The 13,394-nt window shown below is 63.6% G+C and carries 17 protein-coding genes and 3 pseudogenes; 9 read left to right on the top strand and 11 right to left on the bottom strand.

The genetic code is table 11. The features are described 5' to 3' along the window. From MKK84_RS18955 to MKK84_RS18985, 7 genes and pseudogenes are all read left to right on the top strand, one after another. Window positions 1-308 (top strand): annotated as a pseudogene (locus MKK84_RS18955) (ATP-binding protein); the annotation flags it as partial. A gap of 9 nt (window positions 309-317) precedes the next feature. Further along, window positions 318-983: pseudogene (locus MKK84_RS18960) on the top strand (Mu transposase domain-containing protein); the annotation flags it as partial. A 2-nt stretch (window positions 984-985) separates the two neighbouring features. After that, window positions 986-1,720 (top strand): IS21-like element helper ATPase IstB, encoded by a 735-nt coding sequence (gene istB / locus MKK84_RS18965; protein ID WP_279599608.1) that lies wholly within the window; start codon window positions 986-988, stop codon window positions 1,718-1,720. 87 nt (window positions 1,721-1,807) lie between these two features. After that, entirely contained in the window at window positions 1,808-2,503 is a 696-nt protein-coding gene (gene ctrA / locus MKK84_RS18970) for a response regulator transcription factor CtrA (RefSeq protein WP_313899353.1), read from the top strand. A 90-nt stretch (window positions 2,504-2,593) separates the two neighbouring features. Then, entirely contained in the window at window positions 2,594-3,112 is a 519-nt protein-coding gene (locus tag MKK84_RS18975; protein WP_243922433.1) for a MucR family transcriptional regulator, read from the top strand. A 119-nt stretch (window positions 3,113-3,231) separates the two neighbouring features. Continuing rightward, entirely contained in the window at window positions 3,232-3,468 is a 237-nt protein-coding gene (locus MKK84_RS18980; RefSeq protein ID WP_243922435.1) for a hypothetical protein, read from the top strand. Between the two features lie 277 nt (window positions 3,469-3,745). Beyond that, a complete protein-coding gene (locus MKK84_RS18985) occupies window positions 3,746-3,967 on the top strand; it encodes a hypothetical protein (protein WP_243922437.1) in 222 nt (73 codons plus the stop codon). 325 nt (window positions 3,968-4,292) lie between these two features. Here MKK84_RS18985 and MKK84_RS18990 read toward each other — a convergent pair whose 3' ends face one another. The 5 genes and pseudogenes from MKK84_RS18990 to MKK84_RS19010 form a co-directional block, all read right to left on the bottom strand. Continuing rightward, window positions 4,293-4,685 carry a hypothetical protein gene (locus MKK84_RS18990; protein WP_243922438.1) on the bottom strand — a complete coding sequence of 131 codons (393 nt, stop codon included), beginning with the start codon at window positions 4,683-4,685 and terminating at the stop codon, window positions 4,293-4,295. Further along, window positions 4,685-5,332, bottom strand: a complete 648-nt coding sequence (locus MKK84_RS18995; RefSeq protein WP_243922440.1) for a ParA family protein — start codon at window positions 5,330-5,332, stop codon at window positions 4,685-4,687. The genes MKK84_RS18990 and MKK84_RS18995 overlap by 1 nt, the downstream gene beginning before the upstream one ends. A gap of 92 nt (window positions 5,333-5,424) precedes the next feature. Beyond that, window positions 5,425-6,139 (bottom strand): annotated as a pseudogene (locus MKK84_RS19000) (recombinase family protein). A 185-nt stretch (window positions 6,140-6,324) separates the two neighbouring features. Continuing rightward, entirely contained in the window at window positions 6,325-6,570 is a 246-nt protein-coding gene (locus MKK84_RS19005; RefSeq protein ID WP_243922442.1) for a hypothetical protein, read from the bottom strand. Continuing rightward, window positions 6,567-7,313 carry a Crp/Fnr family transcriptional regulator gene (locus MKK84_RS19010; RefSeq protein WP_243922443.1) on the bottom strand — a complete coding sequence of 249 codons (747 nt, stop codon included), beginning with the start codon at window positions 7,311-7,313 and terminating at the stop codon, window positions 6,567-6,569. The genes MKK84_RS19005 and MKK84_RS19010 overlap by 4 nt, the downstream gene beginning before the upstream one ends. A 1,334-nt stretch (window positions 7,314-8,647) precedes the next feature. Between MKK84_RS19010 and MKK84_RS19015 the strand changes: the two genes are divergently transcribed. Beyond that, window positions 8,648-10,276, top strand: a complete 1,629-nt coding sequence (locus MKK84_RS19015) for a GAF domain-containing protein (protein WP_243922445.1) — start codon at window positions 8,648-8,650, stop codon at window positions 10,274-10,276. Between the two features lie 45 nt (window positions 10,277-10,321). Here the strand turns inward: MKK84_RS19015 and MKK84_RS19020 are convergent, their stop codons facing one another. Together MKK84_RS19020 and MKK84_RS19025 are read right to left on the bottom strand one after the other, a co-directional pair. Further along, a complete protein-coding gene (locus tag MKK84_RS19020; RefSeq protein ID WP_243922447.1) occupies window positions 10,322-10,567 on the bottom strand; it encodes a hypothetical protein in 246 nt (81 codons plus the stop codon). Beyond that, entirely contained in the window at window positions 10,564-10,725 is a 162-nt protein-coding gene (locus MKK84_RS19025; RefSeq protein ID WP_243922449.1) for a hypothetical protein, read from the bottom strand. Before MKK84_RS19025 ends, MKK84_RS19020 begins: the two co-directional genes overlap by 4 nt. 494 nt (window positions 10,726-11,219) lie before the next feature. On the opposite strand from MKK84_RS19025, the gene MKK84_RS19030 reads away from it, so the two are divergent. After that, a complete protein-coding gene (locus tag MKK84_RS19030; protein ID WP_243922451.1) occupies window positions 11,220-11,759 on the top strand; it encodes a hypothetical protein in 540 nt (179 codons plus the stop codon). A 106-nt stretch (window positions 11,760-11,865) separates the two neighbouring features. On the opposite strand, the gene MKK84_RS19035 is transcribed toward MKK84_RS19030, so the two are convergent. The 4 genes from MKK84_RS19035 to MKK84_RS19050 form a co-directional block, all read right to left on the bottom strand. Continuing rightward, window positions 11,866-12,084 (bottom strand): hypothetical protein, encoded by a 219-nt coding sequence (locus MKK84_RS19035; protein WP_243922453.1) that lies wholly within the window; start codon window positions 12,082-12,084, stop codon window positions 11,866-11,868. A gap of 115 nt (window positions 12,085-12,199) precedes the next feature. Further along, entirely contained in the window at window positions 12,200-12,439 is a 240-nt protein-coding gene (locus MKK84_RS19040; protein WP_243922455.1) for a DUF6894 family protein, read from the bottom strand. A 215-nt stretch (window positions 12,440-12,654) separates the two neighbouring features. After that, window positions 12,655-12,927, bottom strand: coding sequence for a hypothetical protein (locus MKK84_RS19045; protein ID WP_243922457.1), 273 nt, complete (start codon window positions 12,925-12,927; stop codon window positions 12,655-12,657). Window positions 12,928-12,929: 2 nt separating this feature from the next. Beyond that, window positions 12,930-13,310 (bottom strand): Crp/Fnr family transcriptional regulator, encoded by a 381-nt coding sequence (locus MKK84_RS19050; RefSeq protein WP_243922458.1) that lies wholly within the window; start codon window positions 13,308-13,310, stop codon window positions 12,930-12,932. Window positions 13,311-13,394: the final 84 nt, after the last annotated feature.

Raw genomic sequence — 13,394 nt, forward strand, 5'->3', positions numbered from 1 at the left:
AGCTGCCCCTGGCCAAGGACATCGCCGAGTTCGCCTTCACCGATACGCCGATCAACGAGGGGCTGGTGCGCGACCTCGCTGGTGGCGAGTTCCTGGCCCACCAGCGCAACGTCGTGCTGGTCGGCGGCACTGGCACCGGCAAGACGCACCTAGCCATCGCCATCGTACGAGCGTGTATCCGGGACGGGAAGCGCGGCCGGTTCTACAACGTGGTCGACCTCGTCAACCGGCTCGAAGCCGAGGCGCGTGCCGGCCGGCAGAGCCGCATCGCTGACCATCTCATGCGGCTCGACTTCGTGGTGCTGGACGGGTGGTGAGCCTACGCCAAGGCCCACCCACATCCCAGCCAGCCGGACCGAACCGTGTGGCAGGCCTTCGAGGCCGAGCGGGCGGCTCTACTGCCCTATGCCGGCCGCTTCGACGGCTTCCACGCCGTGCCGGCGGCCGTGTCCTCGACCTGCTTGGTTCGCTTCGACAATAACCGGTACTCGGTCACAGCCTCCGCCCTCGGGCGACCGGTCGAGGTGCGGGCCTACGCCGAGCGCGTCGAGATCCGCCAGGACGGGCGCATCGTCGGCGAGCATGCCCGCGGCTTCGGTCGCAACCAGACGGTGTTCGATCCCTGGCACTACGTCCCCGTGCTTGCCCGCAAGCCCGGTGCGCTCAGGAACGGCGCGCCGTTCAAGGGCTGGGTGCTGCCGGCTGCCCTCGACCGGATCCGACGCAAGTTCGCCGGCTCTGCCGACGGCGACCGGCAGATGGTCGAGATCCTCACCGCCGTGCTGCGCGACGGGCTGAGCGCGGTCGAGGCCGCCTGCGCCGAGGCGCTGCGTGAGGGTGTGCACTCGGCCGACGTCGTCCTCAACATCCTCGCCCGTCAGCGCGAGCCCGCCGCCCCGGTCACCATCCTGACGCCTGAGAGCCTGCGGCTGCGCCATGAGCCGGTCGCCGACTGTGCCCGCTACGACAGCCTGAGGAGAGCCCCATGATGGAACGTCAGGACATCCTCGCCACCATGGGCGAACTGAAGCTGTTCGGGATGAAGGCGGCCTACGACGAGATCATCAAGGTCGCGCTCAAGCGCACCCACGAGCCGCAGCAGGTCGTCGGCGACCTGCTCCAGGCCGAGATCAGCGAGAAGCAGGCGCGCTCGATCCGCTACCAGATGACGATCGCCAAGCTGCCCCTGGCCAAGGACATCGCCGAGTTCGCCTTCACCGATACGCCGATCAACGAGGGGCTGGTGCGCGACCTCGCTGGCGGCGAGTTCATAGCCCATCAGCGCAACGTCGTGCTGGTCGGCGGTACCGGCACCGGCAAGACGCACCTCGCCATCGCCATCGTGCGAGCGTGTATCCGGGACGGGAAGCGAGGTCGGTTCTACAACGTGGTCGACCTCGTCAACCGGCTCGAAGCCGAGGCGCGTGCCGGCCGGCAGGGCCGCATCGCCGACCATCTCATGCGGCTCGACTTCGTGGTGCTGGACGAACTCGGCTACCTGCCGTTTGCGCAGTCAGGCGGCCAATTGCTGTTCCATCTGATCAGCAAGCTGTACGAGACCACCTCGATCGTGGTGACCACCAATCTCGCCTTCGGCGAGTGGCCGAGCGTGTTCGCCAGCGACGCCAAGATGACCACGGCGCTGCTCGACCGGCTCACCCATCACTGTGAGATCGTCGAGACCGGCAACGAGAGCTGGCGCTTCAAGAACCGCGTCTGAGGCCAGCGCCTACGCCGCGAAAGCCGGACGTCGGATCAGCTCAACCGCACCGCACCCAGCTTGCGAAGGGGTCCCAATTGCACGCCGATCCGGGGTCCCGTTCCAACGCCTTTTGACACTCAGAGCATCGAGTTGATGCTCAAATCCGAGAACTTCAACACCTTCACCACCGACCTGGGGGAAGAGGGCGTCGACCTCGGCAAGCTGTACGATTACGACATCATCCTCCTCGATCTGAACCTGCCCGACATGTCGGGCTACGAGGTGCTGCGCAACCTCCGTGTGGCGAAGGTGAAGACGCCGATCCTGATCCTCTCCAGCATGGCCGGCATTGAGGACAAGGTGAAGGGCCTCGGCTTCGGGGCGGACGACTACCTCACTAAGCCGTTCCACAAGGACGAGCTGGTGGCGCGGATCCACGCCATCGTGCGCCGCTCGAAGGGCCACGCCCAGTCGACCATCACGATCGACGACCTCGTGATCGACCTCGACGCGAAGATGGCCTCGATCGAGGGCAAGCGCATCCCCGTGACAACGAAGGAGTACCAGATGCTGGAGCTCCTCGCGCTCCGGAAGGGTTCGACGATCACGAAGGAGATGTTCCTCAACCACCTTTACGGCGGCTTGGACGAGCCCGAGCTGAAGATCATCGACGTGTTCGTCTGCAAGCTGCGTAAGAAGCTCGCTACCGCCAGCCAGGGCAAGAACTATATCGAGACGGTCTGGGGCCGCGGCTACGTGCTACGCGATGGCATCACTGATATGCGATCTATGGCGTGCTAGAAATCAGCAGGTAGAGAAAAACATCTCACTATACATTGATTTCTTGTTTTCGCTGGCACAGATAACCTGCTTCAATCAGGTAGGTGCACCGTGGACGAGAACGCAGAGATCATCAAGGCTCAGGCCTTCGATTTCGTCGAACTGACGACGGAGATCGTCTCAGCCTACGTGTCGAACAATTCCGTCCGACCCGGCGATCTGCCGGACCTGCTCTCCGGCGTTCACACCGCGCTGGCCGGTCTCAGCCAGGGTGCCGCTCCGGCTGCCCCTATAGTCGACAAGCAGACCCCCGCCCAGATCCGCAAGTCGATCACGCCGGACGCGCTGATCAGCTTCATCGATGGCAAGCCGTACAAGACCCTGAAGCGGCACCTGAATGGCGCTGGGATGACGATCGAGCAATACCGGGAGCGCTTCGGTCTCCCGCGGGATTACCCCTCGACGGCCGCCAGCTATTCGGCTCAACGTTCCGCGCTCGCCAAGAATGCGGGGCTTGGTCAGCAGCGCCGAAAGGCGGCTCCGAAGGCTGCCGAGCCAGCGGCGACCGTCTCCGACAAGCCGAAGCGGGCTGGGCGGCCGCGGAAGGCGAAGGAAGCTGCAGAGGCCTAACATCGGGCGATCCTGTTTCTGCTTCAATCATTTGACGGCGCACAGACAGATCAGCGGGCTTAGGAACGACCTGCCCACTGCTCCCCATAGATCCAGTAGGCACCTCCGGGAGGATCGCCATGGGTCTGGCTGCTTTCGTGTTCTTCGTCGTCCCGTGGATGGTGCTTGCGTTCTGGCTGTTCCGCCTTCCGAGCGCTGTCCGCCTCGGTACCTCTGCCACTCCCTGGCGCGCGCTCACGGACTATCCCGATCCGCCGCGTGACCAGCGCCACGAGGTCAATTCCTACAACTCCGGTGTCAACGATGGGGCCGGCAAGACAGGCGGCGATAAGCACGGCCCGCTCATCAATCCATGAGGGCGAGTCGGGATCTTTGCTCTGCCGCGGCATCTGATGGTCGCATATATTCAAGAGCTTTTTTGAGCTCATCAGTTTATCATAGATGCGGATTGTCAAAATAAGACAGACTCTCTGAGTTAATTTTGAAAATCCGTCAAATTTAAAGTCTATAACCTTGAGCATGTGCAACGTTAGCGCGTCAACGCCGAGGACCACGGCTTTGGCACCGCCTGCGCTGGCGATATTTTCTCCTCCCGAGCCGCCAGCGCAGGCCTCCTGTTTGGAGGCGTCCGACATGGCCTACAGCGTCAGGATCGATCGCATCAGCAAGGTTGGGGTGCCGCGGAGCGCGCCCCGGATCTATCAAGCGAAGGACGAGGCGGACGCTATCACGATCGCGTTTTACGAGGTGGACGGGAGTAAGCCCGATCGTCCCCGTGTCGCCACTGTCACCGACGCCTCCGGGCGCATGCTGTTCACCTACTCCGGCCGCGCCACTACGGCGTCTCCGACGTGACCGGGAAGGAGCGCGAGGATCCGGCGCTCCACGACCGTGAGATCAGAGCCCTCGTCGGCATGATGCTCGCGTTCCAGAGCGCGTTCTTGGCAGTCGCGATGCTGTGGCTGTGAGGCTCGTAATCAGAGCCGCAGCTCCTCGCTACGCCCCTACAGAAATCCGCTCCCCGAGTGCCCCTTGAAGGCGTTCGCCCGCCGGATGTAGCCGACCATCGTCCGCGGGTCACGGCGGCCCAACTAATCTATGATCCCTTTTAAAAGCGCGCTAAAGCAGCAATCGAACTGTAATCTTGCGACTATCTGGCGCCTATCATGTAGGATGATTTCTAGCCTCTATCGAACGCCTCAACTGCCATTTCCAGCGCCTCCGCGATGGTGATCCGGCGATGGTAGGCGATCCGGCGTAACGCCTCGTGCGCTTCCGGCTTGATCCTTGTAGCGAACGGCTCCCGACCGGTCCGCCGAAGCGTGCGGCCGTCCACCTTGCCCGGGTCGAAGGCTGGCGGCGACTGCGGCGCGGGCTGAGGATGAACAGCCTGGGCGACCTGAGCGGGGGCAGGTTGGACAGGCGGAGAGGGCGCGGCCGCTGCGACCGGCTCGGGTGGTGTCGGAGGCGTAGGCTCAGCCGGCGCGTCTTGTTCCTCCTGATCCTGAGCGGCCATCATGCGGGCGACCGCTTCGGCATCCATGGCAGCCTTATTGCGGGGCTTCGGGGCCATCACAGCGACTCCAGGCGAGCGCGAGCCGCGGCGGCCAGCGCCGCGAACTCCAGACCAGACGGGGACTCAGCCGGCACGGCTTCACCCGCGGACAGGGCATCGGCCACGATCGCCTTGAGGGTAATCGGTGGGGCCACCGGCTCGGTCAGGCCGGCCAGTGTGCCGACGACGTCCCGACCCGATCCTGTTCGCCGATCGACGCGCGACGGGACCACGAGGATGTCCGGCCGCCCTCGCCCGCCCGCCTTCCGGTGACGCCGTACGATCCCGACCGTCTCGGCTGCGCCGCGGATATCAAGCATGGAGGCGCCGACGGGGATCAGTGCCAAGTCGACAATCGCCACCACGGCGCCGAAGGCTGCGCCCAGCGCACCGGGCGCGTCAATCACGACGAAGTCGGCATCCTGCGCCCGCACGGCCTTGGTCCAGGCTGCCACCGCCTTGGCCTCGACCTCCTCAAGCAGGTGCGCCGTGACCGGGAAGGGCAGCAGGCCCATCTCACCGACCGCGACGGCGTGGCCAGCCGGATCGGCGTCCAGGACTACGACCTTCGCACCGCCCCGCGCCAGTACGGCTGCGAGGTTCAGGGCGATCGACGTCTTCCCAACGCCGCCCTTCGTCGATGCCAGCCCGATCAACTTCGCCATGCAGCAACCTGTCCGCTTGATAGCCTCTATCTGTCCGCAAGATAGTTTCTTTCTGGTCGCCATCACACGGGCAGATTGCAGTTAACGCGAGCTTAACCGTGGACCTCGATCCCGGCCAGAACTATCTGCACCTGAGCAGCCGACCAGGTCCCACCTCGGGCTGCTGGGATCACCCTGGCATTCAGCGCCGCCGTGATCTGACGCAGCGAAACCGCACCCTCGTCGCGCACTCGGGCAATCACCGGCGCGAGGTCCAGGGACTGTTCCTCGGCCCGCTGCGCTTGGCGTGCCCGGCTGCGCGCCTGCCCAACCTCGCCGTTCGACAAGTTCTCTGGCTTGCCTAGTCGCACGCCCCGGGCCTTCGCGGCCGCCAGCGCCGCCCTAGTCCGGGTCGAGATCATTTTGCGCTCGGCCTGAGCGACCACGGCCATGATGCCGACCACGAGCTCGTTCGCCTCCGGCATGTCGGCCGCCACGAACCGCACGCCGGCTTTCTGTAGGTTCAGGAGAAAGGCCGCGTCACGCGACAGCGGGTCGAGCTTGGCGATGACCAGTGTGGCCCCGTGCAGCCGGCAAAGCGCCATGGCTTCCGAGAGGCGAGGGCGGTTCCCGGGATCCACTCTCGACCTCAACCAACTCGGCCACGTGGCGCCAGGAGCCGCCCGCGAGGAAGTCGGCCACGGCCTGCCGTTGCGCCTCCAGTCCCAAGCCGGACCGACCCTGCCGCTCCGTCGAGACCCGCAGGTAGGAGACAAAGGCGGCCACAGCGGCTCCAGCGGCGTGTGTTTCAAACAGTCGAACGAGCATTCAACCGGATGAAACACCCGCCGACGAGGGCGCCAGGGACACACCCAGGCTCTCCTGGAACCAGCCTCGACCCCATTCCAGAATTATCCGCCGCAGCCGCGGTCTGGAGTGCGTGAGGACGAGCGAGCTGTGATGATATGGCCGCCCGGCTAAGCGCCTGGGGACGGCAGAGCAAAGCCTAAGGCTCAGGCCGCGTGTGCCAGCCGCTGCTCGATCCAGGTCTGTGCCTCGTCGAGGTCGGTGAAGGTGGGCTGGGTCGCGCTGCTCACCAGCCCGAAGCCTGCCTCCAGGAACCACATCCCGGCCAAATCCTCGTGGAACCCTGAGAGCTGCACCAGCACCGCCGCGAGGAAGCCATCGGCGAAGACCAAATGGCCGTCGACATCGTAGCTGCCCGTCCCAACCTGCACAGGCTGTAAGCGTAGGGTCATGCAGCGGCCCGCTTCTCCAATTGCAGGTACGTTGGGTTAAACTCCGAGACCCGTAGAAGTTCGTCCCACGCCTCGATCACGAGCATCCGGCTCCGGAGGGTGATCAGGGTCCGGCCGCGCATCTCCTGCAGCACGCGGTTGATGTGCACGGGCGTGAGACCCAGCGCGTCGGCAATATCGGTCTGGGTGAGTGGCATTGGGCAGCGGTGATCGCCAGCCAAGCCCACCGCGTGCAGCTTCAGGTACAGCTCGCAGAACAGGTGCGCTACGTGCTCGAAGGCCGAGCGGCGGCCCATGCTGATCAGCCATTCGCGGAAGACCGCCGCGTCGATCAGCGTGTCACGCCAGAAGGCGGCCGCGAGGCCTGGATGGCGCGCTGTCAGTTCCCGCAGACTCTCGTGCGGGATGAAGGCGACGACAGCCTTGGTCAGCGTGGCGAGGCTGTGATCCATGGTGGGGATGTGCAGGCTCTGCAGGTCCAGGACGTCACCGGGGACGTGGAATGACAGGATCTGGCGCTTGCCCTCGCTGAGCATCTTGTACCGGCAGGCCCATCCATCGAGGATGAGGCAGCAGTGCGTGGGCTGGTCGCCGTCGTGCACGATGTCCTGCCGGGCGTCGAGGTTCTGGATCCGCACCGGCAGGCTCTTGATCGCCCGACGCTCCTCGTCGGTGAGGGCGGCGACGCTCTCCAGCTTGCGGATGAGCATGCCGAGGGCGGACTGGTCGGGGACTGGATGCATATCGTTCCACCATAGCATTGCAGGCGGAAGCGCGCGGCTCTCCCAGTCACCGGCGCCTGTGTCGGATCGGCCGATGATGACCCCTACAATAGACTGATATGTCCGCGACATTCTGTCATATGAGAGATTTCAGAGACGATCATGCATCCGCAATGCTTAGCTTATGATCAAAATCTGCTTCGATAGAACGGCGCAAGCGCGGCTATATAAATGGCAGTGATTAGGTGCCGATCCCGCCGACTTCATTATGAGTGGGGATCAGAACATAATTTCGTCAACACTTGTCTTTTGATCGGACCGGTCTTTTCGTTTGCTGGCATGAGGGGATAGCTGTTGCCGCGATGACGTGAGCGCAGTCGGCTGTGTAAGCGTTTCTTGCCCCTTCATCGCTCGCACAGTCCTTTCCGACCCGAGCGCACTCAGGCCCTGTTGCCCGGTTCGGGTAACAGGGCTTTTTTACGGAAGGATCATCGGCTTCGCGGCGTGCCTGCGGCGTGATGAGGTAAGTTAAGCTAACAAGCAAACCCAACGGGGCTTTGCCGAACCGAGGATTTCGGACGATGCTTTATGGTCTTTATTTCATAACGTGCATGGTTTCGAACCCAACCCACTGCGTTACGCGTGTCCACACCTTCGATGAGGATGTCACAACACCTCAGCAATGTATGTCCGTCGCCCAGCCTCAGATGGCCCATTGGCAGGGTTCTCATGCAGATTGGCGGGTTGAGCGCTTCCGCTGCGGGAAGCCACCGAAGGACGATGGGATGCGCATCTGATGGTCCGTCGCTCCAATATGCCGATGCACTCGGATGAAAAACGGCTGACCACGACATCGTCTGCAGGAAAGCGAACCCGACTCACTACAAGTTCGAGATCACCGATGGCAGCGGCACGCTCCTGATGAGTGTGCCCTCCTCCGAAGTTCTGGGTCGCGGCCGCAGACCTGTTCCACCGGCCACAGTAGCACGGACGCGGGACGCTGCGGTCGAGATGGCGCGCACGGCCTATCTGATGAGCCCGATCCGCGAGTAGCGAGCAGCCATCGAAGTCAGCTTCGCGGAGACAAGGCGGCTTCTTACGCTATTGCGGCTCGCTGCGGCACCAGCTCCGGCGGCTTGCAAGCTGCCAGGATCGACCCCGACAGCGTGATGCCCAGCAGCGGACCCGTGCCGCTAGCCCGCGTCTGGAGCCGGCAGCTCACTTGCTGTCCTTCTTGAAGTCAAAGCAGGCGGCTTTGCAATGTGCATTACTGAAGGGCGCGCGTGGGCACGATAGAACAGCGTCACCCTGAGGTAGGTCTGGCCCCTACGATGTCCGCCTCGATGGTGAACCACATGACGCCGCAAGCCACTGATCCGGCTCGTCTCGCCGTGCTCGAAGCCTACGGCATCCTCGATACCGTGCCCGAACAGGGCTTCGACGACATCGTACAATTGGCCGCCTCAGTGTGCGCCACCCCGGTGGCGCTGGTGAGCTTGGTGGCGGCCGACCGGCAGTGGTTCAAGGCCCGCGTCGGTTTTCCCGCACGCGAAACGGACCTCAATTCTTCCGTCTGCGCCTACGCGCTGACCGCACCAGACTTGCTCATCATTCCGGATCTTACGGCCGACCCGCGCACCCGAACCAATCCCCTGGTCACGGGCGATCCCTGCATTCGGTTCTATGCTGGTGTACCGCTGCGCTCGCCGGAGGGGCATGCGCTCGGCAGCCTATGCGTGATCGATACCACGCCCCGGCCGGGCGGGCTCACTAGCGAACAGGCCGACAACCTCCGGCGGCTCGCCCGCCACGTCATGGCCTTGCTGAACGAGCGGCGCCAACTTGTGCGACTGCGGATCAGCGAGGACCGCCTGTCCAACGCCTTCGCGCGTCAGGTGGCCTTGACCGAGATCGGCGACCATCTGCGCGACCTCTCGACAATCCCGCAGATGAGCGCCGCCGCCTCCGAGATCGTCGGTCGAACCCTGGAGGCTAGTCGCGCCGGGTATGGAGAACTCGATACCACGGGAGCGGTCATTGAGATCTTGGCGGATTGGTCGCCACCCGGCGCCCGAACCCTCCTGGGGCGGCACCGCTTCGCCGATTACGGATCTCTTGGCCCGGTGGTCGCTCGTGGCGAGACGCTCGTGATCGGGGACGTGACTGACGATCCGCTCACTGCCGACGACGCCCGAACCTTTCGCAGGTTCAACATCCAGGCCCTGCTGAACGTGCCGATCCAGGAGCACGGCCGGACGGTTGCCATGCTCTACGTCCACGACATCAAACCGCGGGATTGGTCTCCGGAGGAAGTGGTCTTCGTCCGCAACGTCGCCGATCGGGTTCTGGCGGGCGTGGCACGCCTACGAGCTGAAGAGCAGCAGAGCACCCTCAACAGCGAACTCAGCCACCGCATGAAGAACACGCTGGCGATGGTGCAGGCCATTGCCACGCAGACCATGCGCAACGCGGTCGATCTGGACGCGGCGCAGAACACATTGTCGGCGCGCTTGATCGCGTTGGGCCGAGCGCATGACATGCTGCTCGATCAGACGGGGGCGAGCGCAGACCTTGCCGAGGTACTCCGTGAGGCCCTGGCAATCCATGACGATGCTCAGGTTGGACGGCTGCAGCTTGAAGGCCCCGCGGTGAAGGTTGGGTCCAAGGCTGCCCTGTCGCTGGCACTGGTAATCCACGAACTCGCCACCAACGCCGTCAAGTATGGCGCGCTTTCCACTGCGGACGGTTACGTGCAGGTACGCTGGAGCATCGAGCCCACAGATATGAGAGCGACCTTGCACCTCCGGTGGAGCGAGCACGGAGGACCGCCAGTCACTCCGCCGCAACGGCGCGGGTTCGGGTCGCGCCTGATCGAACGTGGCTTGGCGGGCTCAATCGGCGGAGAGGTTGCGTTGAGCTACCCACCGGAAGGCGTGGTGTGCGAGGTATCGGCTAAGCTGGCCGAGATCGAGGCCGATGCCTAACCATGCCTTGCCGAGGCAGGTGCGACGCGTGGGACCAGATCGAGACTACGGCAGAGCGGCGGTCGTGACCCGGTTCGCGACGGGCGCGGCTTCCGCCCCTCCTCCGATCATCGTGACAAGGTCGGCCTCGGTCAGCGGTTGTCCGCCCGGCCCGGTGACGCTGATATTCTCGTAGCCCACTTCCTGGAAGTCGCGCAGCTTCTTGAGCGCCCATTCCGGCGTTGGGCAGTTGTAGGTCACGGTACCGCGGGGCCTTTTCGTCTTCACGATGAAGGGCGGCGTGGTCGTCATTCGATCTCAATACCCGCAGCGCCCAGGATGGCGCGCTGCTTCAGAATGCCGACACGATGGGTCCGGATTGCGTGCTCGACGTAAGCCACGTTCTGATCGTCGGCTGTGCGCAGGACCGCACCTCCCTCGGCCTGTTGCCCGAGCGGCCCCTCGTACACGTGCGAGTCCAACGCTGGCGGAGGGCATTGCCCACCGCTTACGTCGTCGAGGGCCGGGTACTGCGCGCCTAGATCATGTCGCTGAACGGCATCGTGAGCGCGCGCTGTCCGGTCTCGTCCATGATCTCGAACGAGCACACCATCTAGTCGCGGACGATGTCGATGCGCGTCCGGGCGATCATGTCGCGCGCATGGGACAGCACGTGCTAACGTGCGGCGTTCACGTCCGGCAGGTCGTCGCCTTCCGGGGCTACTGTCAGCCCGTAAGGCCCGACCGATGCTGGATATGGAAAAAATAGCGCAGCATGCCCGATGAACGCCGCAGCGGATCATAAAGTTTTGTCTGCGAACAGCTCATGTTAGATGGCGTGAAACATAAGTTGGTTTATTCTGCTGTGAAGATTGCATTTATCTGATTGATAAACATTTGAATATTGACTGCGCAAGTTTGCGAGTAAAAACTCGGGTCGGGGGCGGTTACAGAGTTGGCCACCATGAGCGACTTTGATCACATTTTGGGCTGGAAGCTTCTCCGCGGCTCGCACAGCTTCCCAGGCCCAGATGGCGGTACCTGCATCAACGAAGCGGCGGTCGTGGCATGCGGCTTCCCGTATCAGTCCGTCAGCTCGATCAGCCACATGCCGAGATGCTTCTCGCGCCCGATCTGTCAGCTCGCCATGCAGTTGAACGACGAGGCAACGGACACGGAGCGGCAGCGCCTGATGCCGTTCGTGACGCGGCTTGCCTGCTCGGACACGCCAAAGATTGAACGCGAGCGGACCTACTACATTAGCACGCGCCTTGATCACGATCTGTCGTTCGTGCGCGGTTCTCGCTTCGACCAAGGGCTGAAAGTCCTCGAAGGCGCGCTTGCTATCGGACGTCAGGCAGATCTGCTTGGCTTGGGCGAGGTGGCAAACAGATTGGATGCAGTGCGAAGCCCAGCGCAGCCAGTGAAGAAGAAAGCTCGCTTTCTGCCTGCGATGGTAGAGGGGTGGTTGGGCCTGCAGTACACGCTTGAGAATGCAGGATAGCACTCAGGTGCCGATGATGCTGTGGGGCTATCATCCTCGACCCGCAGGATAGGTAATAGTGCTCAGCTATCCTTGAACATCACCTCGGGCCCCCAACGTAGATCGGTCAATCGTTCGGTGCGTTGTCGTCCGGCTGTGCGAACCGCACCTGCTCATCAATCGGCTGAGCAACGATCACTGTGGTGTCGCTCGGGCAACCGATGTGCTGTCGCTCCAGCGATGTCAAAGCGAGGGTGCAAGCCAGGTTCGGCAAGTCCGCCAGATCATCGGCCCGCGGTGCGCTGATCGAGGTGAAGAGCAGGACGGACATCAGAAAGAAGCGCATCGGAACATCCTCTGCGAAGCCCCCGAGACGGCTGTACCCGTCACGACAAAGAGTCGCCTCACCTGTTCGGAGGAGGCGCGGGCTTGATGCGAGCAAGCTGATCCTGAAGACGGCGCTATCGGCTCAACCATGTCCCCGTGTATGTCATAGCCGCCAAGTAGACGGCTTGGCCTGTCTCGTCGGTCACCAGCACTGTAAAGGTGTGGCGCTCGCCGTCCTTTGGCACCTCAGTGGCGGCGATCGATGAAACCGCCTTCTTGGCTTGCAGCACGGCAGCCTGGAGGTCGGCGCATTCGATGCCATCCTCATCGCGGTCAATGCGGCCGTCGTGGATGTCGAAGAAGTAGCGAGGCATGGTCTCTCCGCACGAGATGGGCGGGAGCACACAGGGTCTCACAAGCGCGGAATGCCGGAGGGTAGGACCGCGATAAAGCCACCATAAGACGGGATCATGAGATCACTACCAACATAAGTAGCGTCTCCGGCGAAGCTTAATCTGCGGTCCGGCTGCGGAAGGCGCGTATACGCGAACGGCGTAATCGCCGATCGCTGAGCCTGTCCCACGGCTTCTCAGCACGCATACCCTCGCACGCGCCGCCGCATCCAACGCGTTGCCTCTTCAAGGGTGTCGAACGTCGGCGCGCGCACACCGGCGAGCCGCCCTAATCCGACCTCCATGAACCAAGCCCCAGGCCGCTCGTGCTCCGGCGCGTCCAAACGGACGAGCACCGCCACGAGTAGCCCGTTGACCAGCACCAGCATGCCGGTCTGATCCGGGCTGCGCGTGTCGACGGAGATGGGCTGGAGGACGACCAGGGGCTCGACGTTGTCCTGAGCCGCCACCGCTACCCACCCTGGACGCTGCTCAGCCACGGCACCTGCCGGTGGCCACTCCAGCGCGCGTTCTTGAGGTGGAGGTAATTGGGATTGAACCCGCAGTACGCCTTGAGCTGCTCGACATCGAGGATCGTCAGGACCCGGTGCTTCAGCGTGATGAGGTTGAGCCCCCGCAACGCCCGCAGCGTGCGGCTGACCTGCGCGTCCGACAGGCCCATCGTGTCGGCGACATCGGTCTGGGTGAACGGGAACGCGTAGCTGTTGTCGGTGACACGCCCCACGGCTTCCAGGCGTTGCAGCAACTCGCAGAACAGATGGGCGATCCGCTGATCGGCTTGACGGCTGCCGATGTTGACCCCACCAAAGGGCCACGCCCTTTGGAAACCCATCCGCTCGATTGAGACGCTTCGGCCCTCAGCCGCCGATCACCAGCTCCACCCGGTCGGCGGCGAACAGGGTCCGGTTCGCCTGGA

Source organism: Methylobacterium sp. E-065 (genome assembly GCF_022829605.1).
Classification (GTDB): Bacteria; Pseudomonadota; Alphaproteobacteria; order Rhizobiales; family Beijerinckiaceae; genus Methylobacterium.